The sequence below is a fragment of the uncultured Campylobacter sp. genome (assembly GCF_938045595.1).
Lineage (GTDB): Bacteria > Campylobacterota > Campylobacteria > Campylobacterales > Campylobacteraceae > Campylobacter_B.
Genome location: NZ_CALIBB010000304.1, coordinates 1 through 2,108, shown reverse-complemented (window position 1 = coordinate 2,108; position 2,108 = coordinate 1). Strand labels below are relative to the sequence as shown.

Genomic DNA, 2,108 nt, shown 5'->3' with positions numbered 1-2,108 from the left:
GGATACGCTCTCGCAGACCGCAAGCGATAAGACTGCGCTAAGAGCGATGCTTGCGGCAAAGATCGAGGATATCTTCGCTACGCTTTACCGCCAGATCGGATTTACGACCTTTGAGCGGCGCGTGCATGCGAGTACGGATGAGCTAAGCGTCGAGCAGGTGGGTGAGCTTTGGATGGAGGAGTCGCGCAAGATGTTTGCGGGCGAGCTAATCTTGCAGGATCATTACAAAAGCTGGTGGAGCTACATCCCACACTTCGTTCACACGCCGTTTTACTGCTACTCCTACGCCTACGCGCAGCTTTTGGTGCTCGCGCTTTACGGGCTGTATAAGAGCGGTAGGCTCGAAAATTTCGTTCAAATTTACACCGAGTTTTTAAGCTCGGGCGGCAGCGACGCACCGCAAAAGCTAGTGGCGAAATTCGGCTTTGACATCAATAAAAGCGAGTTTTGGCGCATCGGCATAGAGCAGGTCGCGGCGCTTGTAGATGAGTTTGTGAGGGGTTAGGATGATAGATAAAATTTTAAAAGACGATAAATTTATCGCTGCGAGCAGTGCACATATAGGCGCGGTTTTGGACTACGTTTTAGCTCTTGGATATGGATTTGGCATCGTTGCGAGGACGGATCAGATAAAATTTGACCCGCTGCTGCCGGAGGAAATTTTAAAAAGCTTCAAAATGCCCGCGATCTTTTTGCAGCTGGAGGAATACACGCTCTCTAGTGCGCATCTTAGCAAGGATGAGCTGGTTTTCGAGGCGGGATTTGGGCCGCAGGATTTTGCAAGCACGCTTAGTGTGCCGTTTTACGCGGTCTTGCAGATCGTCGTGGACGGCAAGCCCATCGCGGTAAATTTTTCTCGTCCCGAGTCCGAGTGGCTTAAGCGCGAAAAATCGCGTAAAATTTTCTCAAGATGAGTGATATTTTAGAAGGTCTTAATCCCGCTCAGCGCGAGGCTGCGAGCCACGTGGACGGAGCGATGTTAATCTTAGCGGGTGCGGGCAGCGGCAAAACCAAAACGATCACCGCGCGCCTTGCCTATCTGCTCGCAAACGGCGTGCCTGCGGAAAATACTCTCACGCTTACGTTTACGAACAAAGCCGCCGTCGAGATGCGCTCGCGAGCGCTTAATCTGATAAGCGGGCTAAATTTAAGCAGCGTGCCGCTTCTGTGCACCTTTCATAAATTTGGACTTCTGTTTTTGAAATTTCATATTAGCGAGCTTGGGCGTAGCGCAAACTTCCAAGTGATCGATACCGACGATAAGAAAAAGATCATCAAGGGCTTTGAGATAAATTTGCCCACGTCACTATTGTCGGCTAAAATTTCAACCTATAAAAATTCCTTGATCGATCCCAAAGATATCGACGAGCTTCTAAAGGGCGAGGATGACGAGCTAAGCAGGATGTATAGCGGATTTTACGCGCACTGCGCTAGAGCATATAAGCGCTACGAGGAGTATTTGGCGGCGAATAATCTAGTAGATTTCGATGATCTGCTGATTTTGCCGTATAAAATTTTAAGCGCGAATGAGCGGCTGTGCGATGAAATTTCGCGCCGTTACGCCTACATCACGGTCGATGAGTATCAGGACACCAACGACATTCAATTCAAACTGCTACAAAAGCTCTGCACCGCGCACGAAAACCTCGTAGTAGTGGGCGATGACGATCAGAGTATCTACGGCTGGCGCGGCGCGCGGATAGAAAATATTCTAAATTTTAAAGATCAGTTCTCAAACGTAAAATTTATTAAACTCGAGCAGAATTACCGCTCCACGGATGAAATTTTAAATGCGGCCAACGAGCTCATTTCGCATAACAAAAACCGCCTCGGCAAGAGCCTTACTAGCATGAACGGCGGCGGCGAAAAGATCGAAATTTTGCGTTCGGACGAGGAGAGTATCGAGGCGGCAAAGATCGCAGAAGCTATCAAAAAGCTGCTTTCAAGCGGCGTAGCGCCCTCTCAAATCGCCGTGCTTTACCGCGTAAACGCTCTTTCGCGCGCGCTAGAGGAGGGGCTAAATCGCGCCAAAATCCCGTACAAAATGGTAGGCGGCGTGAAATTTTACGAGCGCGCCGAGATCAAGGATACGATCGCCTATCTGCGCT

At 49.6% G+C, this 2,108-nt stretch carries 3 protein-coding genes; all 3 read left to right on the top strand.

Annotation, left to right across the window (positions count from 1 at the left end):
* The coding region (locus Q0340_RS11695; RefSeq protein WP_298083453.1) for a M3 family metallopeptidase at positions 1–505 on the top strand (505 nt) is incomplete at its 5' end.
* Position 506: 1 nt separating this feature from the next.
* Positions 507–914, top strand: a complete 408-nt coding sequence (locus tag Q0340_RS11690; protein ID WP_298083452.1) for a hypothetical protein — start codon at positions 507–509, stop codon at positions 912–914.
* The coding region (locus tag Q0340_RS11685; RefSeq protein WP_298083451.1) for a UvrD-helicase domain-containing protein at positions 911–2,108 on the top strand (1,198 nt) is incomplete at its 3' end. The genes Q0340_RS11690 and Q0340_RS11685, both read left to right, overlap by 4 nt.